At 57.1% G+C, this 22106-nt stretch carries 15 protein-coding genes and 1 tRNA gene; 10 read left to right on the top strand and 6 right to left on the bottom strand.

What is annotated here, in order from left to right; translation table 11 throughout:
* The first annotated feature begins 313 nt into the window (after window positions 1-313).
* Entirely contained in the window at window positions 314-2164 is a 1851-nt protein-coding gene (locus A0U92_RS03875) for a superinfection immunity protein (protein ID WP_236748265.1), read from the top strand.
* Between the two features lie 92 nt (window positions 2165-2256).
* On the opposite strand, the gene A0U92_RS03870 is transcribed toward A0U92_RS03875, so the two are convergent.
* The 5 genes from A0U92_RS03870 to A0U92_RS03850 form a co-directional block, all read right to left on the bottom strand.
* A complete protein-coding gene (locus tag A0U92_RS03870; protein WP_236748264.1) occupies window positions 2257-4434 on the bottom strand; it encodes a beta-N-acetylhexosaminidase in 2178 nt (725 codons plus the stop codon).
* A 126-nt stretch (window positions 4435-4560) separates the two neighbouring features.
* Complete coding sequence (locus A0U92_RS03865) at window positions 4561-5022, bottom strand: aldo/keto reductase (protein ID WP_236748263.1); 462 nt, start codon at window positions 5020-5022, stop codon at window positions 4561-4563.
* Between the two features lie 149 nt (window positions 5023-5171).
* Window positions 5172-9740, bottom strand: coding sequence for a glutamate synthase large subunit (gltB, locus tag A0U92_RS03860; protein WP_408736095.1), 4569 nt, complete (start codon window positions 9738-9740; stop codon window positions 5172-5174).
* Window positions 9741-9745: 5 nt separating this feature from the next.
* Window positions 9746-11179: an NAD(P)-dependent oxidoreductase gene (locus A0U92_RS03855; protein ID WP_077812077.1), complete on the bottom strand. Its 1434-nt coding sequence runs from the start codon at window positions 11177-11179 to the stop codon at window positions 9746-9748.
* A gap of 256 nt (window positions 11180-11435) precedes the next feature.
* Entirely contained in the window at window positions 11436-12392 is a 957-nt protein-coding gene (locus A0U92_RS03850; RefSeq protein ID WP_077812076.1) for a complex I NDUFA9 subunit family protein, read from the bottom strand.
* Window positions 12393-12643: 251 nt separating this feature from the next.
* Here A0U92_RS03850 and A0U92_RS03845 point away from each other — a divergent pair.
* From A0U92_RS03845 to hpf, 9 genes are all read left to right on the top strand, one after another.
* Window positions 12644-12730, top strand: a tRNA-Leu gene (locus A0U92_RS03845).
* A gap of 433 nt (window positions 12731-13163) precedes the next feature.
* Window positions 13164-14450: a hypothetical protein gene (locus A0U92_RS03840; protein ID WP_222927847.1), complete on the top strand. Its 1287-nt coding sequence runs from the start codon at window positions 13164-13166 to the stop codon at window positions 14448-14450.
* A 35-nt stretch (window positions 14451-14485) separates the two neighbouring features.
* Window positions 14486-15142, top strand: coding sequence for a ribonuclease D (locus A0U92_RS03835; RefSeq protein ID WP_077812074.1), 657 nt, complete (start codon window positions 14486-14488; stop codon window positions 15140-15142).
* A gap of 76 nt (window positions 15143-15218) precedes the next feature.
* Window positions 15219-16262, top strand: a complete 1044-nt coding sequence (locus tag A0U92_RS03830) for a KpsF/GutQ family sugar-phosphate isomerase (protein WP_077814233.1) — start codon at window positions 15219-15221, stop codon at window positions 16260-16262.
* Window positions 16262-17026 carry an LPS export ABC transporter periplasmic protein LptC gene (gene lptC / locus A0U92_RS03825; RefSeq protein ID WP_077812073.1) on the top strand — a complete coding sequence of 255 codons (765 nt, stop codon included), beginning with the start codon at window positions 16262-16264 and terminating at the stop codon, window positions 17024-17026. The genes A0U92_RS03830 and lptC overlap by 1 nt, the downstream gene beginning before the upstream one ends.
* Window positions 17027-18133, top strand: coding sequence for an LptA/OstA family protein (locus A0U92_RS03820; RefSeq protein ID WP_077812072.1), 1107 nt, complete (start codon window positions 17027-17029; stop codon window positions 18131-18133). It abuts the gene before it with no gap.
* Window positions 18134-18152: 19 nt separating this feature from the next.
* Window positions 18153-18938 carry an LPS export ABC transporter ATP-binding protein gene (gene lptB / locus A0U92_RS03815; protein WP_408736110.1) on the top strand — a complete coding sequence of 262 codons (786 nt, stop codon included), beginning with the start codon at window positions 18153-18155 and terminating at the stop codon, window positions 18936-18938.
* Between the two features lie 9 nt (window positions 18939-18947).
* Complete coding sequence (rpoN, locus tag A0U92_RS03810; protein WP_077812071.1) at window positions 18948-20393, top strand: RNA polymerase factor sigma-54; 1446 nt, start codon at window positions 18948-18950, stop codon at window positions 20391-20393.
* 66 nt (window positions 20394-20459) lie between these two features.
* Complete coding sequence (gene hpf, locus A0U92_RS03805; protein WP_077812070.1) at window positions 20460-21056, top strand: ribosome hibernation-promoting factor, HPF/YfiA family; 597 nt, start codon at window positions 20460-20462, stop codon at window positions 21054-21056.
* 85 nt (window positions 21057-21141) lie between these two features.
* Here the strand turns inward: hpf and A0U92_RS03800 are convergent, their stop codons facing one another.
* Window positions 21142-22101: a flagellar biosynthesis protein FlhF gene (locus A0U92_RS03800; protein WP_077812069.1), complete on the bottom strand. Its 960-nt coding sequence runs from the start codon at window positions 22099-22101 to the stop codon at window positions 21142-21144.
* Between the last annotated feature and the right edge of the window lie 5 nt (window positions 22102-22106).

Raw genomic sequence — 22106 nt, 5'->3', positions numbered from 1 at the left:
CGGAAAGTCTCCAGACAAAAGAGACACCGTCCGGCCGCGCGTCTCTGGAGACAGTCGCTTTCGAAGGGCGCTTCAGTCCCTGATGGCATGGCGCACACTCGTTACATACTGGGTTAATGGATAAGAGAAAGCCCTGCATTATCTGCCGTCAGTCCATCAATACAGAAACGTGGAATTCTTTTATCACAAAATCTGAAAACGGATTGGCGACTTTTCATCATCCCACGCCCAGCCTAAACTCTCCTCAAACAGGAGGAGGCTGACTTCAATGAAGCGCCTGATTACGAAAAGTTTTTTGGCAGCGATAAGTGTTTTGTCGACTGGAATCGTAACCGCTCAGGCCGGAGAAAGCTCGCCTCCTCTCGTCCACGCCGAGATGGGAGAGCATGAGCATATTGCACTTGCCAGCGCGGGACTGAATGCCTCTGTTGACCTCGTAGAGAAGCCGGACTGCGCGGTCGCCACGCTGCTGGGCGGAAACGATACTCTTGTTTCAGGAGCCTGCCGTATGGCCGTGCTCACACTGAAAGACAGCCTCCATCCGGATCGACCGGCTTTCACCACGTTACTGACCCCTTACAGCCGGGATGGCAGTGACGTCCGGGACCTTCAGCTCGATCTGCGCCATCTGGATGTCGCCTCTCCACTGCCTCAGGCTGTTGTCTCGGTGTATACCGGGGGGGCGCACTGTTGCGCCCTGACATCAATTGTCGGAATGACAAAAAACGGCACATGGACTGCAACACAGCCGCCCGAACTCTCGGGTGAAGGCCGTCCGCTCTTTACCGATATCGACAAGGACGGAGCGCAGGAAATCGTCAGTAGCGACGGCAGCTTTCTCTACACCTTCGCCTCTCATGCAGGTTCCTACACACCATCGGTCATTTATCGCTACACGGATGGGCGTCTTGTCGACATCACAACCGACAGTGTCTCGCGCCCCTACCTGGAACGAACTCTGAAAGAGAGCGAAGGATTCTGGGTCCAGCAGGACCGCAATGAACCTAATGGGTTTCTTGCTTACTATGTCGCGATGAAAGCCAATATGGGAGAGTTTCCAGCGGGCTGGTCCTATATGCTGCCGCGATATGATCACGAAATTGACGCGGGCTTTTCTCTTTCACGTTGCACACTGGGAGGACGGCTGGAAGCTGAATGCACGCCCGAAGAGCGGAAGCCCCTGCCCTTCCCCCAAGCGCTGGCCGGATTTCTGGTCGCCGGTCATTACGTCACGTCAGAACAGGCTCTGGCTGCAGCTCCGGAAGCGGAAGCTGCGATTCAGTCTGCAAATGGTTACAGACCTGATTTTTCCTGCAGCACGCCGCCACAAAAGAATGGTGTCGCGACGATGCTGTGCGAAAACAGCGATGCCGCGCAGCATGAACTTCAGTTCGATCAGGTTTATTACGCTCTCCGTCAGCTTGTTGGCCCCGGTGGCTGGCGCGCGCTGAAGCAGGAGATCATTCTGGCTGAGAACGCCGTAGACCAGCAATGTGGTCTTCCCGTTCCGGGAGCGGCGGACCAGACGCTGCCATCGAACGCCACAGGCTGTTACGCGGCAGGCATGGATACGCTTTCTGAACAGTATCGCAAAAAACTATCCGGACCTGCTCTGGAAGAATCAAAAAGACCGATTGCCCAACATATCGCCCTCCAGCGGCGCCTGATAAAGCTTGGATATCTTCCCGCAGCCTCAACGGCTGACGGTGTGTACGGTGAATCTACACGTGCCGCCATCGTCGCCTGGCAACGCGACACAGGCCGTCCGGACGTCTCGTCTTTTCTGTCCGATGCGGATGCTGCTGTGCTTCTGGGAACACCGCCTGTTGTCGCGGAAACAAAATCACCTGCTGAGGCCATATCGCAAAAGACGGATACAGCTCAGCAGGAAACGACGATATCCAGCCTCCCGCAACCGTCGAAAAATACGATCAGACTGTTTGGATTATCAGGCATCACAGCCCTGATTGCTGCGGCTGCCGGGATCGCCCTGTATTTCGTGCCGTTTGTTATTGCCTGTGTCCGCGACACGGTACGAAAACCCGCTGTCTTCGCTGTAAATCTGTTCTTCGGGTGGACTGGTCTGGGATGGATCGCGGCACTCGTCATGGCGTGCAGGTTTGTCCGTCTGAACAAGGGACCGTCTTCAGAAACCGGCCATTGAGGACAGGGCTGGACTGCCCACTCCAGGCAGTCCAGTCTCGTCCTGATTTATAAAGCAGAAAACAATACGCGCCCGAATATCATCAGAATGAATCAGTGAACTGTCGGTTTTCCGTCTACCAACGCTCGTATGCCCGGCACGATATCAATCAGAAGACCACCGGGCGGCTGAGGCAAAGGTGGAGACAGCAATTGCCACGATGACGCAGCCAGCGCTTCCTGCTGCTGAGTCAGAAGCTTTTCGATCTGCGCCCTTCTGGAGGTGTCGACCTTTCCATCCAATGCTTCGAGACCTGCCCGGGCCAATGAAGAAAGCTGCTGCGAAATGGGACGTATCGTTTCCAGGGCCGTAACACCTCCGATCGTTTTTTCGAACAGGCCATCATTGGCAGCCCATTGTTCAAGATCATGGCGTAGTTGCTGGGCAACGGAGCGGTCACCTTGCACATAGGCTTCCGCGAGTTGATTAAACCGCATGGCTGAAAAGGAATCTGGCTCCGCCATGGCGACTGGCCATGTCAGCAGGTCTTCCCCCGCTTTCTTGATCATTCTGTTGATCGTGTAATTCCTGACCGGACTGGTCACCTGCAACAGCGTATCCAGCGCGTACACGCTTGAAGCCGGATACCGTGACAGCATCTGCTCACGATCCTGCTGTGTCGTCGTCAAAGCCAGCCTGTTCAACTGCACGGCGATATGCGGCAAACGACGCTCCATATCGACAACATCTTTTACCGTCTCAGGTGACCACAGACGTTCTGCAATCACGGCAGCGCGGGGCCACAGTCTCTGATCCAGCATCTGTTCCGAAACCGCCTCCGTCCACAGGACAGCCTCCCCTCCCAGAACATGGTTCTTTTGCCGGGCGTTCAGGGGAGGAAGCGCGGGATCAAGCGCGAACGCATCAGCCAGCCTGAAATGAATCTGTCGGGCATGTTCCAGTTCCGGTCCCGCCAATCCGCTTGCCATCAGATCATAAGGATCAATCTGATAATACTCACGCGCCGGACGCAGAAGGTCCAGATAATATCCTGAAGAGACAAGAACCGGATGCTGTCTGGCTGTCGCTGTGTTGATCCATTTGGAAGACCGCCACACATCGACAACAACCGATTTTGGAACAGGGGCCGACAGAACCTCGTCCCATCCGATCATTGTCTTTCCCTGAGCCGCCAGAAAAGACTGAATTTTTGCTGTGAACTCTCCCTGAAGTGCTGAAGCGTCAGGATAGTTATGGGCCTGCATATAACGGACGATCTGTGGATTGCCTGTCCACTGAGAGGCAACCACCTCATCGCCGCCAGCATGAAAATAGGCATCCGGAAAGAGAGGCATCATTTCTGCAAAAAGCTTTTCTACAAAAACGAGCGTTTCCGGTTTGGTCGGATCAAGCGCCGGGTTGTTGGCGTTGCTACCGGCAATACAGGCTGAACCACCCGTACAGGCCGCATTGGCAGCAGGGAGCGGTTGCGCTGCGAACTCCGGATAGGCTTCCAGAACAGCCAGTGCATGGCCGGGCACGTCGAATTCCGGCACAACGCGGATACCGCGTTCAGCGGCATACACGACAAGGCTCCGGATCTCGTTCTGCGTATAATACTGCCCATGTGAAGAGACAGTCTGTAGACGGGGAAAAATCTGGCTTTCCACGCGGAAGGCGGACCCATCACTCAGATGCAGATGCAGAACATTCAGCTTCGTCAGCTCCATCGCATCGATCTGACGCCTGAGCGCAGGCACGGACATGAAATGTCGCGCCACATCAATCATCAGTCCCCGCCAGGGAAAGCGGGGAGCATCGTCGATCGTCACATCATGGAACGTCACGCCCCCTGCCGTTGATCCAGCCAGTTGCAGTAATGTCGCAAAGCCATGCAGCACTCCCGCAGGCCCGTCTGCATTCAGCGTGATCTTTCCATGATAAATGCTGAGTCGATAACTTTCCCGCTCGTCAACAGCAAGATAGTCGGGGTCTTCCCTGTTTCGGATTTCCAGAGAGCAGGCAGCCTGTTTCTCACTGGAGTGCGAAGAAAGATGCAGAAAATGCAACAGGCGCTCACTGCCCCGAACCAGCATGGGATCATGAGCGCCGTGCCAGTCGATCATGATCCGATCACAGGTTTTTTCGTCTTCACCCTGCCACGCAATGGCAGATGGAACCGGCATCAGATCGGGAAGCACGGCAGCCCGCGCATGTGAAAGTGGCAGCACGCAGAGCGAGGAGACGCCTGCGGAAAAGAGGATTGCGCGTAACCGGTTTCTTTTTGCCATCGTGTGCTCTTCTGCCCGCTGTCGGTATGTCCGACAAAACAACCCGCTCTGAATCTGACCAGGTTATCTTGCCAGATTTTGCCTGATCCGGCCTTCTCGCTGTCCAGCGCCGCCATCTGTTTCGGATCATACCGCTCTCCCGCTGCGGCTCCTTTGGGGGGCAGCCTGCTCAATGACGACCAGATCGGCTGGTGTCAGCGCGATATCAAACGCGCCCAGCATTTCTGAAAGCTGGTCGCGCCTGCGTGCTCCGGCCAGCGGCACGATGTCCTCCCCCCGTGCTGCAACCCACGCGATGGCCAACTGAGCGACGGTCGTGTTCCGGGCTTTTGCACTCTCGCGCAACGTCTCCACAGGAGCCAGATTCTGCTCGACATTGCCTTCCTGAAAGCGCGGGCTATGCACACGAAAATCACCGGGCGTTCTGGCAGCCTGCCAGTGTCCGCTGATCAGACCACGCGCAAAAATCCCATAGGCTGTGATACCGAGCTCACGGCAGGCCGGCAGGATGCTGTCCTCGATCCCCCGCGAAATCAGGGAGTATTCTATCTCTTGAGGACCTTTCCTGCCAGGTTGCCGTAACTCCATAATGGGAAATCTCTCTTTTGTCTGAAAACTCTTCTTTCCATAAATGATTTTCAGCCCTGATAGTCATCTTTGCAGAACACGATATCAGTTTCACAAATAAAAACGGGCAGTCCTGGGACTGCCCGCTGAAAACGATCTTTTCCGTCAGATCAGGCAGAAATCGCCATCTGCTCTGGCACAGCAAAGCCAATGATCTTTGCATAATCTTTCGGAACGACCTGCCAGAAATGCGGCAGAACCTCATCCCATTTATGCAAGAGCATCGCGGCATAGGGAGACTGTGTTTCGCAGGCATGTGCTTCCACAAGAGCCCGAAGTTTTTCTTCCCATTCCTTCTGCTCAACGCGCACCCAGAACACGTTGTCCGGATTTACTTTCTGTTCGAACGACCCATCTGCATCGTACACGAAAGCCATACCACCCGTGAAACCGGCGCCAAAATTGTCGCCGGAATCACCAAGGATGACGACCGTTCCACCTGTCATGTATTCACAGGCGTTGGAACCACAGCCTTCAACCACGGCGGTCGCACCGGAGTTACGCACCGCGAAACGCTCACCGGCGAGCCCTGCGGCATACAGCGTGCCCGCTGTCGCGCCATACAGCACGGTATTGCCGACAATCGCATTTTCATTCGTTGCCAGCGTGCTGGATGCCGAAGAACGCACAACGATGGTCGCTCCGGACAGACCCTTGCCGACATAATCGTTGGCGTCGCCATGCACTTCCAGTTTCAGCCCTTGCACGGCGAATGCACCGAGCGACTGGCCGGCGGATCCGCGCAGACGCACCGTCAGATGGCCGGGCGCCAGCGTCGCCATACCATACTGCCGCACGATCATGGAGGAGATGCGTGTGCCGATGGCGCGCATCGTGTTCTGCACGTTGTACTGGAGCTGCATCTTCTCGCCGTGATCGAACAGCGGACGGGCATCCGCGATCATCTGCGCGTCGAGCGTATCCGGCACCTCATTGCGGCCTTCAAGCGTGCAATAGCGCGCATGCGGGCCAGGGTCGGCCTGAACCAGAAGCGGATTCAGGTCGAGGTCATCGAGATATTCGGAACCACGCGAAACCTGATGCAGAAGGTCCGTACGGCCGATGACCTCGTTCAACGTTCTGAAGCCAAGCGATGCAAGAATATTCCTGACATCTTCGGCAATGAACGAGAACAGGCTGATGACCTTCTCGGGCGTGCCTTCGAACTTGGCGCGCATGGCCGGGTCCTGCGAGCAGACGCCCACCGGACAGGTGTTCGAGTGACACTGACGGACCATGATGCAGCCCATCGCCACGAGGCTCGCCGTGCCGATACCAAACTCTTCCGCGCCGAGCATGGCGGCAATCACCACGTCACGACCCGTTTTGATGCCACCATCGGTCCGCAGCGTGACGCGATGACGCAGACGGTTGAGCATCAGTACCTGATGCGCCTCCGCCAGACCAAGCTCCCAGGGCAGCCCGGCATACTTCACGGAAGACAGCGGGCTGGCGCCCGTACCGCCGGAGTGACCGGAGATCAAGATCGCATCGGCTTTCGCCTTCGCCACACCTGCCGCGATGGTGCCGATACCCGAACGGGCGACCAGCTTCACCGTGACTTTCGCATCCGGGTTGATCTGCTTCAGATCATAGATGAGCTGGGCAAGATCCTCGATCGAGTAGATGTCGTGATGCGGCGGCGGGGAGATCAGAGTCACCCCCGGCGTCGCATGACGCAGCTTGGCGATCAGTTCCGTGACCTTGAAGCCCGGAAGCTGCCCGCCCTCACCCGGTTTCGCACCCTGCGCAACCTTGATCTCAAGCTCACGGCAGTCATTCAGATACTGCGCTGTGACGCCGAAACGACCGGACGCAACCTGCTTGATGGCCGAGGAGGCATTGTCACCATTCGGGCGCGGCTTGGCGCGGGCCGGATCTTCACCACCCTCACCGGAATCGGACTTTGCGCCGATACGGTTCATGGCGATGGAGAGCGTCTCATGCGCTTCAGGGCTGAGCGCACCGAGCGAGATGGCCGGTGCGATCAGGCGCTTGCGAAGCTGCGTGATGCTCTCGACCGATTCCACCGGAATGGCTTCACGGTCACTCTTGAAGTCGAGCAGATCACGCAGAGCCACCGGCGGCTGACGGCGCACCGCGTCCGCATAACGCTGGTAGATGGAAAAGCTGTCCGTTCCGACCGCCGTCTGGAGCATGTGGATCAGCGTGCCGTCGAAGGCATGCGTCTCGCCACTCCGGCGCAGCTTGTAGAGGCCACCGACCGGCAGAACCGCCGCCGACGTGCCCCATGCCTGCTCGTGGAAGCTCAGGATGTTCTTGGCGATACCGCCGAGACCGATACCGGAGATGCGCGAGGCCATGCCGGGGAAGAACTCGGCGACCAGAGCGCGGGACAGGCCGACCGCCTCGAAATTGCAGCCGCCACGATAGGACGCCATGATCGAGATGCCCATCTTGGACATGATCTTGAGCAGCCCCTTGTCGATGGCCTTGCGATACCGTTCGACCGCCGTGCGCAGGGACATGTCGCCACAGAGACCGCGACGGATACGATCCGCGATGCTTTCCTGCGCCAGATACGGATTCACCGTTGTCGCGCCAACGCCCAGCGTCACGGCGACGGCATGCACGTCCAGCACGTCCGAGGTCCGAACGTTCAGCGAGGTGAAGGTCCGCAGCGAGTTACGCACCAGATGCGTATGCACGGCGGCAACGGCGAGGATCGTCGGAATGCCGGCGCGTTCTGCTGACTGGTTCTCGTCGGTCAGGAAGACATGCGAGCAGCCTTCGCGCACACGTTCCTCAGCCTCCCGACGGATACGGGCGATGGCCTCACGCAGGCCGGCCTCGCCTTCCGATGCCACGAAAGTCGTATCGATGATTCCACCGCGATCGCCACAGAACTTGCGAAGCGCCTCGAACTCACCACTGGTCAGGATCGGGCTGGGAAGCTGGAGCAGATCACACTGATCTTCGGTCTCCTCGAGAATGTTCCCGAGATTGCCCAGTCGTGTCAGCAGGCTCATCACCCGCGCTTCACGGAGGGAGTCGATCGGCGGGTTCGTGACCTGACTGAAGCCCTGACGGAAATAATGCGCCAGCCCGCGATAGCGTTCGGACAGAACCGCAAGCGGCGTGTCGTCACCCATCGACCCGACAGCCTCCCCGGCTGTCTCGACCATCGGCTGGAGAATATGTTCGAGTTCTTCAAGCGTGTTGCCGACAGACAACTGGCGGCGACGCAGTTCTTCCGGCTGATACATGACGGGCTCGACCACGTCGTCGCGCACCAGCGAACCGATCTTCTGGATCTTTTTGACCCACTGACCGAAATCCTGACGTCCCGCCAGCAGATCGAGCAGTTCGTCGTTACCAAAGAGTTTGGCGTTGTCGAGATCGACGCCGAGCATCTCTCCCGGCCCAAGGCGGCCACGGCTGACGACAGCCGCTTCCGGCACCTTCACCATGCCGGCTTCGGACCCGATGATCAGAAGATCGCTGGTCGTCCGGGTATAACGCAGCGGGCGCAGGCCGGAGCGATCCAGACCGGCGATGATCCAGCGTCCGTCTGTTGCGCAGAGGGCAGCCGGGCCATCCCATGGCTCCATGACGGCATTGCAATACGCGAACATGTCGCGATGCGACGCCTTCATGCGGGAATGCGCGCCGACACTGGCCGGGATCATCAGCGCCTTGACCGCAGGCGCATCGCGTCCGGCATGCGTCAGTAGCTCAAAGACGTTATCGAGTGTCGCCGTATCGGAACCACCGACCTGCACCACGGGCTTGATATCGTTCATGAACGGATCAAGTTCCGGATCGGCCAGCCGCGTTTCGTGGCTGCGCATCCAGTTCACATTGCCGGAGATCGTGTTGATCTCGCCGTTATGGGCAACGCGACGGAAAGGCTGCGCCAGTTTCCAGGTCGGAAAGGTGTTGGTTGAATAACGCTGATGGTAGATCGCGAAACGGCTGGTGAAACGCTCATCCAGCAGATCCGGATAAAAATCCGTCAGGTTTTCCGCAAGGAACATGCCCTTGTAGATCAGCGAACGGCAGGACAGAGAGCAGATATAGAGATCGACCTGATCGGCGATGGCGGATTTTTCGATCCGGCGACGGATCACATACAGATCGCGCTCGAAATCCGCTTCAGAGCGATCGGTTTTACCCCGGATGATGATCTGTTCGATTTCAGGCCGTGTCGCATTGGCTTTTTCACCGATGCAGGATGTATCGATCGGCACCTGACGCCAGCCATAGATGCTGTAACCGAACATGAGGATCTCGGTTTCGATGATCTGACGACACCGCTCCTGCGCGGCAAGATCGGTCTTGGGAAGGAACACCTGCCCCACCGCCAGCGGCACACCCGCGTCGCGTTCCGCCTGCGGCACACCGATGGCGTCGGCAAAGAAATCCTGCGGAATCTCGACATGGATGCCAGCGCCGTCGCCCGTCTTGCCGTCAGCATCGACAGCGCCGCGATGCCAGATCGCTTTAAGCGCCTCGATACCGGCTTCGACAACATCACGACGCTTGCGACCATCCAGCGCGGCTACAAGGCCGACACCACAGGAATCACGCTCGTCTGCAGGATCATACAGGCCATGCTGCAACGCCGTGCTGTTCTGCTTCCAGTTCGTGACGAAAGTCTCGCCGGTTTCCACACCGACGGAAGCACTGGCTCCGGAAAAATCTTCAAATGAGTCCATGATCATTACTCCGCAGCCAGAGAAGAAGAACGGGCGGCAATCCACTGATCGATCTGGGCTGCCGCATCACGGCCATCACGGATGGCCCAAACGACGAGGCTCGCGCCGCGCACGATGTCGCCAGCGGCGAACACACCCGGAACCGAGGTTTCGAAGCTGACCCGATCAACCTGCAACGTGCCCCAGCGTGAGGTCTTCAACTCATCGGCTTTCCACATCTCCGGCAGCGGCTCCGGGTCGAAGCCAAGGGCCTTGATGACCATGTCGGCCTGCACTGTGAACAGGCCTTCCGGCTCAGCCTCGATCGACTGACGCCCGGAACCGTCCGGCAGGCCCAGACGCATCTTCTGCGCCCGTACACCCGTCACCGTCGTGTCGCCCAGAAAACTCTCAGGCGCAGCGAGCCAGACAAACTCGACACCCTCTTCCTCGGCGTTCTTCACTTCGCGCACGGAGCCCGGCATGTTCGCCTTGTCGCGGCGATAGAGGCACTTCACAGACTTCGCGCCCTGACGGATGGCCGTACGCACACAGTCCATGGCCGTGTCGCCACCACCGATGACCACCACATCCTTGCCCGCCGCATCCAGTTCGCCTTCCGGCAGCACATCACCCAGCGAACGACGGTTGGAGGCAGTCAGGTAGTCGAGAGCCCGCACAATTCCGCCAAGACCGGAACCGGGGCCGCCAATCTCACGGGACTTGTAGACGCCTGTCGCGACCAGCACCGCGTCATGCTTCTTCCGCAGATCCTCGAAGGCGATCTCACCTTCACCCGCGCCAATTCCCTTACCAAGATGGAAGATGACACCCTGCTCCTCCAGAACTTTCTGGCGGCGAAGCACAATGTCCTTTTCCAGCTTGAAGCCGGGGATGCCGTAGATCAGCAGGCCGCCGACGCGGTCATGGCGATCATACACATGCACCTGATGCCCGCTCGCCCGCAGACGTTCAGCGGCCGCCAGTCCGGCAGGCCCGGCTCCGATAACGCCGACGGAGCTTTCAAGCTCGACGACAGGCAGGACAGGCTTGACCCAGCCGTTCTCGAACGCCGTATCGGTGATGTAGCGTTCGACAGCCCCGATGGTGACACTGTCGAAATCTTTCTCGATAACGCAGTTGCCTTCACACAGCCGGTCCTGCGGGCAGATACGACCGCATATCTCCGGGAAACTGTTGGTTGCCTGAGAGACGCTATACGCCTCCTCCAGACGGCCGTCCGCCGCCAGCATCAGCCAGTCGGGAATGTTGTTTCCCAGCGGGCAGTGGATGGAACAGAAGGGCACGCCGCACTGTGAGCAACGGCTCGCCTGCGTGGCGGCCTGTTCCGGCGAGAACTCATTGTAGATTTCGTCGAAATCCTTGCGCCGATCGTCCGCGAGACGCTTGGGCGGCTGGGCCTGCGGGACAGAGACGAAAGAGAGCATCTTTGCGGACATGCGCTGGCTTCCTTAACCCGGCCGGACAGTGCGGGCGGGGGCATTCTGGACAGTAAAAATCTCTCCCGTCGAGACGCAATTGGCCGTCCGGCGTTTCCGACAGGTGTGAAACTGCGATAGCGCAGGCCCGCGCACGACAAAAGACAGCAACACTGCCCCATTAACCGAAACGATTCTTATCGCCAATTATAACCACCCTGAAGCAGGCAAAAAATATGACAGTATTACCTACCTAAAATAAAATACCGATATGATATCAAACATTAACCCTGTCACCACCCGGTGCATAGCGCTTCATGTAGGCTGGCACGATCATGTCCATAGCGGCTGGAGCTATTCCCAGATCACGGAACCCCGGCAGACTTTCATTCACAACATTATCGACCGTCAGCATCTTCAACTGATCGCGAGTCAGCATCCGACCCGGCAGATGCTCCAGAACTGACGCCTGCAAGGAAGCAAGGATGGCCGGCACTTCAAAAATCGGCTTTCTGCGCCCCGTCATCGCCAGCACGCGCTCCGAGACGGCGCGCATGGTCAGGATTTCCGGCCCACCCAGTTCGCACAGACTTGAACGGCTGGATGGTTTCTCATCGAACGCGCTGACAATCACCCTGATCGCCTCGGCGACATCCGCCACATAAACCGGCTGCAGTTTTGTGGAAGCTCCATACACAGGCATGACGAATGGCGTGTACCGGGCCACGCCTCCGAACATATTGAAAAAATGGTCTTCCGGACCGAACAGCACGGACGCTCTTACTATGGCGGCCGACGGGAAATGCCGCGTGACTTCCTCCTCTCCGGCGGCCCGACTGCGTCCATAAGCTGACGGGGACGTTGATGAAGCGCCGATCGCGGACATATGTATCAGGGTGTGCGTCCCTGCTGCCGCCGCGAGCCTTGCCACACGGGCCGCGCCTTCGACGTTCACGGCGTTCAGCGCCGCACCTGAGGGCGCACCAAGAATGGCGGCAAGATTCACGACAACAGCCGCTCCGGACACCACATCCGCCACGGCGTCCTCGTTCTGGACAGGAGCATAAAACGGGACGACCTGCCCCACATCACCCAGCTGCCTCAGACCGTTCGCCAGATCCGTGCGACGGCCGGCGACGCGCACCGCATAGCCGTCGGCCGCAAGCTTCCGAACCACATATTTCCCGAGAAACCCTGCTCCTCCGAATACTGCTGCCGTCTTGCGACCGATCATCGCGCTATTCCTTCATGTCAGATTTTTGCCGGAAAAATACCACAGGCAATCTGGGCGCACCTTGCGCCACATCCCGAGTTCCTCAAAGCCACAAAAGAGAAAGCGGAAAACGCCGCTCCATGACAGCCGAGAACGTCCCTTCCGGATGATTCCGCATTCTTTGCAAAAATATTCACAATGGCTCTTGACCGTGCCGCAAGACGCCTTTAAACGCCAGCTCCACCACCCGGTCACACCGGGTTGTCATCTCAGCCCAGATGGCGGAATTGGTAGACGCGCAGGTTTCAGGTACCTGTGGCCGCAAGGTCGTGGAAGTTCGAGTCTTCTTCTGGGCACCATAAACTATTGATTTTCAATAGTTTATTATATGCAGTTTTTGCCGGAATGTATTCGCCTGCTTACAGTGAATACATTCGAGAGACTGTTTTTCAAATAATCGCCAGATAAAAATAGTGTCGGGAAGAGCTGTCCAGGACCATCCTCCTGGCTCGCCGGATGTTTGCGTGACTGAAGCGTTTTCTCGGCAGCGACACCAAACCATTCTTTTTACCCCAGCCAGAACAGTTGTCTTGATACATCCCTCCATGCATAAATAACCATTGATTATACAGTGAGTTATTCATGTTCAAACCGCAGCATTCATTAAGATGTAGTTTATTTTTTATTTTTTTAATTATATTTTATTCTGTCGATGTCATATTCTGGAACAATCTTCCCATCAGAATAGCAGATGGCAATCAGTCCATTACATTCAACAGCATGATGGACCACATGCTGCACGGCAGGTTCGACGTTGACCCGGACACTGTTGGCAAAGAGGGCTTTCTCAGAAACGACCAAGTCTACGCTTACTGGGGCATTGTGCCCGCCCTGCTTCGCCTGCCGGTCCTGCTGCTTCCGAACGGGCTGCACCTCGATATCACCCGTTTGTCCTGCATCATCGCTGCGCTACTGATGTTTTTGATCAACATCAGAACCGTTCAGTACGTCACATCCACACTATCCGGAAAAGCGGCGTGGCTGCAGAACGTGCTCTTCGCTACCATCGCCCTTACAGGCATGCAGACAGGTTTCCTGCGCCCCTCCCTCTTTCAGGAAGTCTGCCTGTGGTCCCTTGTCTTCGGCATGCTGTTCGTTCACTGGGCTGTGCGCGCCTGCCTGGATCCGGATGAGGCGCCCAGAGCGCTGGTCTGGATGTCCGTCGCCTCTGCCATGGCGCTCCTCACACGGGTTTCCATGGGCATAGGCACTTACGCTGCCGAAGGTTTTTTGGGCGTTCTGACACTCTGGCGCTACCGACAGAGCCTGTCAGAAACGCGGTCATTGTCCTGTCGGAAAAACAGGCGACATTTCATGACCGCAGCCGCCATTCTTCTGGCCGGTCTCATGATAACGGCAGGCATCAATTTCGAGCGCTGGGGAAACCCTCTGACGTTCGCAAACTATGATCTCTATCTGTTCAATGCCGATTTCCCTGACCGGCAGGCAAGAACCCGCCTTTACGGCCTTTTCAATATCGAGCGCATCCCGCTTGGCATAATTTATTTCTTTTTCCCCATATGGATATTCCATAACGGCGATCATCTTTTTTTCCAGAATGAGTTCAGCCGGCTTCTTGACGCCACTGAACTGCCAGCCAGCAGCTTTTTCCTGACCGACGGGGTCTTTCTCCTTCTGGGAAGCTTTTTCTTCTCCTCTCTTCTTTCGAAAAATGCGTGGGCGGCGGAAAAAGCGCTCAGACAGTCATCTTTCTGCATCATGGCTGGACTGGCCATCCCGGCGGTCCTCATGCTTATGGCGATCAGCATGAACTATCGTTATCGGGCGGAATTCTATCCGCTCATCCTGTTCATGGGATTCATGGGCGCACGACTGATTGTCTCACACGAGGGCCTCAGCAAACGATGGCTGAAACCGACATGCTGGTGCCTTGTGGCTGTGGGGGCCATCTCATCACACATCATTCTGTTCCTGTATGACATCAGCAATCTTGGCCCCTCTGCCCCCCTGCTTGCACAGGGAGTTCTGAGTTACTATCGCTCACGGCTGGGATTATGAATCCTGATCGTCAGCCCCGGAAGGAAAGGCACTCCATGAGCGGCAGGACCAGCAGCGATGGACCAATCACGTTACATCGCGGTGATCTCCCCGATGGCCTTGACCTGGGAAACTGCGTCGCCATCGATACCGAGACCATGGGGCTGAAGCCCTGTCGCGACCGTCTCTGCCTGGTGCAGCTTTCCTCCGGCGACGGCTCGGCCCATCTGGTGCAGATCATACCAACCAGACCGGGCGGTCCTCCCGCAGACTGCCCCAACCTGAAGCGCCTGCTCTCCGACCCCGCCGTCACCAAGCTGATGCATTTCGCGCGATTTGATGTGGCGATCCTCCAGCATACGCTGGGCATCACCGTCGCGCCCGTCATCTGCACCAAGATCGCCGCCCGCCTCGTCCGCACGTTTACGGACCGTCACGGGCTTGCCGCGCTCTGTCGTGAAATGCTCGGCGTCGAGATGAGCAAGCATCAGCAGAGTTCAGACTGGGGCGCACCGCACCTGACGCCAGAGCAACTGGCTTACGCAGCATCCGACGTGCTGTATCTGCATGCTTTATGGAACAGGCTGGAATCCCTTCTGATCCGGGAAAATCGCCGGGATCTTGCACAGGCCTGCTTCGACTTTCTGCCCGCCCGAGCCAGCCTTGACCTGCTTGGTTACGACGAAGCCGACATTTTCGCCCACCGCGCCTGACTTTATTGCCCGTATTTTAGGTATGGATCAGGTGGTTATGATTGACCATCACGCTTTCACAGACGATAGAAACGGCATGAGCTCTCCCGCTTCTTCCGGAACATCAGCCGTTATCGACAGCGTGACGGCTCCCCCATCAAACCGCGACCCTCTCGGCGCGGCCCGACGCACGCTGGCCATCGAGGCTGACGGACTGACGGCGCTTGGGCAGGCAATGGACGTGGATGACGGGCTGGGCACCGCCTTTCGTCAGGCCGTCGAGCAGATTGCGGAGCTTGAAGGGCGTGTCGTTGTGACCGGCATCGGCAAATCCGGGCATATCGGTCGCAAGCTTCAGGCCACCCTGAGTTCAACCGGCACTCCCGCCATCTTCGTGCACCCTGTCGAAGCCTCCCATGGCGATCTCGGCATGGTGTCGCATGGCGACGCCGTTCTGGCTCTCTCCAACTCCGGCGAGACCGCGGAACTGGCGGATATTGTCGAACACAGCCGACGCTTCGGCCTGCCGCTGATCGCCATGACGGCCCGCCCGGCCTCTACACTGGCCCGCGCCGCCGATCTTGTGTTGCTGCTGCCTGCCGTTCCTGAAGCCTGCCCGATGGGCCTTGCCCCGACGACCAGCAGCCTGCTGCAGCTTGCTCTGGGAGACGCCCTGGCTGTCGCGCTGATGGAGAGACGGGGCTTCACCGCCGGTGACTTCGGCGTCTTCCATCCCGGCGGCAGCCTCGGAGCGCGCCTGCGGAGCGTGAAGGACCTGATGCGGACGGGCGATGCCCTGCCGCTTGTGTCTCCCGCGACCGGATTGCGGGACGTCATTGTGGAGATGACCCGGAAAGCGCTCGGCTGTGTCGGCATCATCGACGCAGAGGGAAAGCTTGTCGGCATCATCACGGACGGCGATCTGCGCGGCGCTCTGGACCGGGATCTCGCCTCCACACCGGCTTCTGACGTGATGAACCCGTCACCGCTGACAGTGTCGGCTGACATGCTCGGCGTCGAGGCGTTGCGCATCATGAATGACCGTCCGAAACCGATTACCTCCCTGTTCGTGCTTGACGAGGCGGGTCGCCCGACCGGCGTACTGCACATCCATGACCTTCTCCGCGCCGGAGTCGCCTGATGTCGGATAATCAGACGCCTCAGGATCCATCACAGACGAATGAAGGCGGCACGCGGGTAGAACGGCAGGATTTCAAAAGCACCCCGACCGCCGTGAAACGCAGGCGTGAAGTCATCGAGGCGGCGATCGTCGCGGCTCGAAAGGCTCCCGGCCGCAAAGAGCTCGCCCGTCGCCAGACCACGCTCCGGTGGGCGAAGTGGCTGCTTCCCGCGACAGCACTGCTTTTGCTGGGCTCAATCGCCATCTGGCCCGAAATTGACCGGCTGATGAACGCCAACCGTGCCGCCCTGACCGAAGTCACGCGCCTCAAGATGGAAAGCGGCAATCTGGAAGGGGCCGTTTACCGCAGTGTGGATGCACACGGACATCCCTACATGATCACCGCGAAAACGGCACACCAGATCAACGATGACCGGATCGATCTGATCGACCCTGCGGCTGACACCCTGTCGCAGGGAGGAGAGTGGCTCTACCTTCAGGCGGAAAAAGGCGTTTACATGCAGCACGAGCAGCTTCTCGACCTGAAGGATGAAGTCACCCTTTACCGGGATGACGGTCTGATGATGCGTGGTCCGACTGCCGATGTCTCCATGCATGACGGCGTAATCGCCTCTGATTCCTGGGTTCATGCAGAAGGTCCGTTTGGAGTCCTTGACGCCAGAGGGTATTGGCTGTCGCAGCATGAAGGTATTGCCCAGTTCCGTGGTCCCGGGCGATTCATCCTGAATGACGATCGTAACGGACCGCACGACAAGGCCAGCTGAATGGTATCGCTTCGCATCCCTTCCCCACTGTCCACCGGCGTCTTATGGCGGAGCCTCGTTCTGGGCGGTTCTCTCGCCGTCTCCTGCCTGAGCCTGACTGCCCTCGACTCCGCTCCGGCCTTTGCCCAGGGGATTGACCTGTCACATGGTGGTCAGATTACCGTCACGGCGGTGGGTGGTTTTGACTGGGACCAGAACGCGCAGAAAGTGACGGCCTATAATCAGGCGCAGGCTGTCAGAGGCGACGTGACTGTCACGGCAGACAAGCTGATTGCGTATTATCGCAAGAAAGCCGCCGCACCCGATGCACAGACGCCAGCAGGGCAGGTCTCGCCAGCGCAGGCAACGCCTGCTGTCCCGGGCGCTCCCGCAGCGCCGTCTGAAGCAGCAGCACCAACTGCGGTTAATCCCGGCGGCCCCGAGGCGGCTCCGGCGCCTGCCAAACCTGCGGATGGCTCATCAGGTGGTCCGGATGCTTCCGGATCAAACGAGATCTATCGTCTGGAAGCGCTCGGAAACGTGCATATCTTCACCCAGACCGATCAGGCCTGGGGCGACAAGGCGATCTACGATATTGATCAGGCCACCCTTGTCATGACCGGCCACGCCCTGAAGCTGGCGACGCCACAGGACATCCTCACGGCCCGTGACTCGATGGAATATTACTCCCAGACACGCGTCTCCATTGGACGCGGGAACGCGACGGTCACCACCAACGAAGGCAAGCAGATCAAGGCCGATGTATTGGTTGGCTACAGCGCGCCGCCTTCCGCCACACCGGCCCAACCGGCAGCTCCAAAGAAAAGCGGCGGTGACCCGCTCGCCAACGGCTCCGGCAAGCTGGAGAAGGTCAATGCGTTCGGCCATGTCTGGGTCCGCACCCAGACCGAAACCATCACAGGAGATCGTGGCGTCTATGTACCGGACACCGGGATCGCAAGAATTGTCGGCAACGTCCATATCACCCGTGGCCAGAACCAGCTTCAGGGATCTGCCGCCGTCATCAACATGCACACCGGCGTTGCAACCATGACTGAACAACCGGGGGCACGAGTCAGTGGACTCGTCGTTCCCAACAGTGACGGCAACAGCAACGGTGGACACTGAGATGAACCCGGAAGATTACATGCAGGATTTTGCGCCAGTCCCTGCCGATGCAACAGCGGACGGTTCCGTGCTGCGGGATCGCAGGCACGGTCTTTTCGCAGATGGAATCGGCAAGTCCTACAAAAAACGCGAAGTCGTGCGCAACGTCTCGATCGAGGTTCATCGTGGCGAGGCTGTCGGTCTTCTCGGTCCAAACGGCGCTGGCAAGACCACCAGCTTCTACATGATCGTCGGACTGGTGCAGCCTGACACGGGTAATATCACACTGGATGGCGCGGATATCACGCGTCTGCCCATGTATAGGCGCGCCCGTCTGGGAATCGGCTACCTGCCTCAGGAAGCCAGCATCTTCCGCGGCCTGAATGTCGAGCAGAACATCATGGCGGCGCTAGAGGTGGTCGAGCCCGATCCTGACAAGCGCGATGCGATGCTCGACGGTCTCCTCGGCGAGTTCGGTATCTCCCACCTCCGCCGCTCGCCTTCTCTGGCCCTTTCAGGTGGTGAACGTCGTCGTCTGGAAATTGCGCGCGCCCTTGCCAGCCAGCCGCACTACATCCTTCTGGATGAACCGCTTGCCGGTATTGACCCGATTGCTGTCGGAGAAATCCGTGATCTGGTGTCGCATCTGAAGGATCGCGGCATCGGCGTGCTGATCACCGATCACAACGTGCGCGAGACGCTGGAAGTCATTGACCGGGCCTACATCATGCATGGCGGTCAGGTGCTGATGCAGGGCGTGCCGGAAGAGATCGTGGCGAACGAGGATGTCCGCCGCGTGTACCTTGGAGAAAGCTTTTCCCTCTAGTCTCGCCGTATGGTGACACTCCCCGGGCTTCATCTCCGACAGACGCACAATCTTGCCATGACGCCGCAACTGCGTCTGGCCATCCGCCTTCTCCAGATGACCAGCGCAGAGATAGAGGCCCTGGTCGAGGAAGAGCTGGAACGCAACCCCTTCCTTGTCCGGGAAGAGCCCGATGCAACAGCGGCTCAGGAAGATCCGGCCAACAGGTCTACTGACGAAGTGACCGCATCTCAGGAAGACGCTTCGCTCGATACCACCTTCGCACAGGAAGCAGCCGCTGGAGGATTTGACGACACTTACTCCGAAGATGGCTCCCCTCAGGACTGGCGTCAGAGATATGACGATGACGACCGTGATGTCGCCGCACATACCCCTTCCCTTGCGGAAAGACTTGATGAGCAGTTGCGTCTGACGCCTGTTTTCACAGACGCGGAACGCCTTATCGGTTACACGCTGATCGAACATCTTGATTCGGCCGGCCGACTGGACACTTCCCCGGATATGATCGCCAGAGAGCTTGGGATATCGCTCGCAGCAGTCGAAAACGTCCGACAGATCATGATGCTCTTTGAACCGGCGGGACTCTTTGCCTGCTCATTGAGCGAATGCCTGAGGGCACAATTAAACGCCAAAGATCGCCTCAGCCCGGAGATGACCATTCTTCTCGATAATCTCGACATGGTCGCGCGTAAGGATTACCCGGCCCTTCGTCGCCTGTGTGGTGTCGATGAGACTGATTTCGCGACTATGCTGACAGAGTTACGTCATCTCGATCCGAAGCCCGGCTTTGAGGTCATTTCACCTGACGCCAGCAGCCGGATAGCAGATGTTTTCGTACGGCGGTCTCCGGACGGAGAGTGGACTGTTCAGATCAATGAAAACACTCTTCCTCATCTGTATTTAGATCAGGCGCTCCTTCACAGGACAAGAACAGCCAGCCTTTCATCAGACAGGCCATTTATACAGAACCAGATGCATCATGCCACATGGCTTTTGCGATCCATCGAACAAAGAACAAAGACTCTTCTTCGGGTTTCCACTGAAATAATAAGACATCAGAATGAATTTCTATGCTCTGGCGCCTCATTTCTTGCGCCGCTCACAATGAAAACAATAGCAGACAATACCGGTCTGCACGAAAGTACAATCAGCCGCATCACATCCGGAAAATATATTGCGACTCCCCAGGGGCTTTTCGAACTGAAATATTTTTTTACAAGCAGGATAGGCAGCATCCATCTTTCAAAACAGCACAGTTCTGAAGCGGTAAGATACAAAATTCAAAAAATGATTTCACAGGAAACGAGTGCGAGTATCCTGTCAGATGATGAGATTGTGCAAAATCTTCGCAAAGAAGGCATAGACATCGCCCGCCGAACCGTGACCAAATACCGTGATTCGCTGCACATCGCCAATTCCATGCAGCGTAAACGGGAGAAAGCCGCCTCCGCCTGATGGCGCAGTAAGGCGCCAGAAACGCCGAGGCGACCGGTTTCCTCAATAAAAAAGGAGCCTGGCAGAATGCATATCCACGTTTCAGGTAAGCAAATAGATCTTTCCGACGCCCTAAAGCACCGAGTGACTTTGCACCTCGGCAATATAGCTGATCGATATTTTGAACAGGCACTCGAAGCTAACGTCACCTTCAGTAAAGCACGCTCATTTTTTACGTGCGATATCAATGTACATGCTGGCCGTGGCCTGACGTTACGAGGAGAAGGCGAAGCCTCGGATGCACATGGTGCTTTTGATGATGCCGCAGAACATATTGCACGGCGTCTAAGGCGCTACCGACGAAGAGTTCAGACTCACTCCAGAGCATCCGCACGCATTCAACGACCTGAAATTGGTCGCAGCTATATTCTTCAGCAGACAGAAGTTCAGGAGTCGCCAAAAGGCAACCTGGAAACCCATACCGAGGGGCCTTACGCAACCATTATTGCAGAGCAGCCAACAGAGATTGCTTTTTTGAGTGTCAGTGAAGCTGTCATGCGACTGGATCTGGCTGACCGCAATCTTCTGGTTTTCCGGAATAGCGTCAGTCGACAAATCAATATCATTTATCGGCGTGATGATGGCAATATCGGCTGGATCGAACCTAATGGACCGGTGCATTAACCTCAGTAATCCTGCGTCTCCTCCTCACAGACAAAAAAGTCTGTGAGGGTTTGTGGAGTTCAGACATAGACTATAGACTCACGATCTATCTGTTTTTCTCGTAGTTTTCAGTTTTTTCAACAAGTAACGCAGCGAGCTTTTTAGGCGTGATCTTCTCGAGACCGCCATGGCAATTTTCAGAGACACCATACTCAGTCATCACCAACCCACATGCGGCCGCCGTGATAATGTTGCCCAGCCTTCGAACCTGATCAAGCCGTGACGCAATCATCATACGGGCTCCCGCATTCCAGAATAATTCAGCCACATCCGCCGTCTCTTCTGAATCATATCCTGCAGGTACAACGACGCACAATTCAGCTCGCGTGAAGAGTTTAAGCTCCATCAGCACAGCCAAAGCATTTTCGTCATATGGATCGACAGGCGCAGTATCAATCAACACCGGCTGATCATTTTTTCTCTGGGCCATGGCCTGCCGCAATGTCTTTTGATCATTTGCGACGATAAGAGGCAATCCCAATCGACGCGTGTGAGTGGCCAGCTGATCAATGCCGCCTGCCCTCTCTCTATCCGTCGTGATTACAAGCGGAGGATTCCCTGACAGAACAAGTCGGGAACACAGCTTCGCAACAGAAAGACTCTTGCCCGCACCCGCCGTTCCTACCAATGCCAGCGGCCTTTTGGCCTGCGAAAATGAAAAAGAGCCAAACTGAATATTCTTTGCAATCGCTGTTTCAAAGTCAGATGACGAAAAAACGTCAACCAAGGCGTCCGGGACTCTATGCCATCTCAAAATATCTGAAATTCCGCGCGTTTTTTCAATATTCAGTATATTAAATGATTCTTCAGGCGCGCCAGGAGACACATAGCTCTTTTCAATAACGCAATCCGCAGAAGCTTTTTTTTCCGTTTCTTTCCTTGCAACAACCTCGATACCGTTTTCCACAACACGATCAGAAACAATCAAGGCAGCCTCACCCAAATTAGCCCGAGCTTTACTAACTGCATCTTTCATGTTGATTCCAACAAAAATCTCGTTTTCCATAAAAT

Origin of the sequence: Acetobacter aceti, from assembly GCF_002005445.1 — a bacterium.
Lineage (GTDB): Bacteria > Pseudomonadota > Alphaproteobacteria > Acetobacterales > Acetobacteraceae > Acetobacter > Acetobacter aceti_B.
This window is presented reverse-complemented; position numbering and strand designations above follow the sequence as displayed.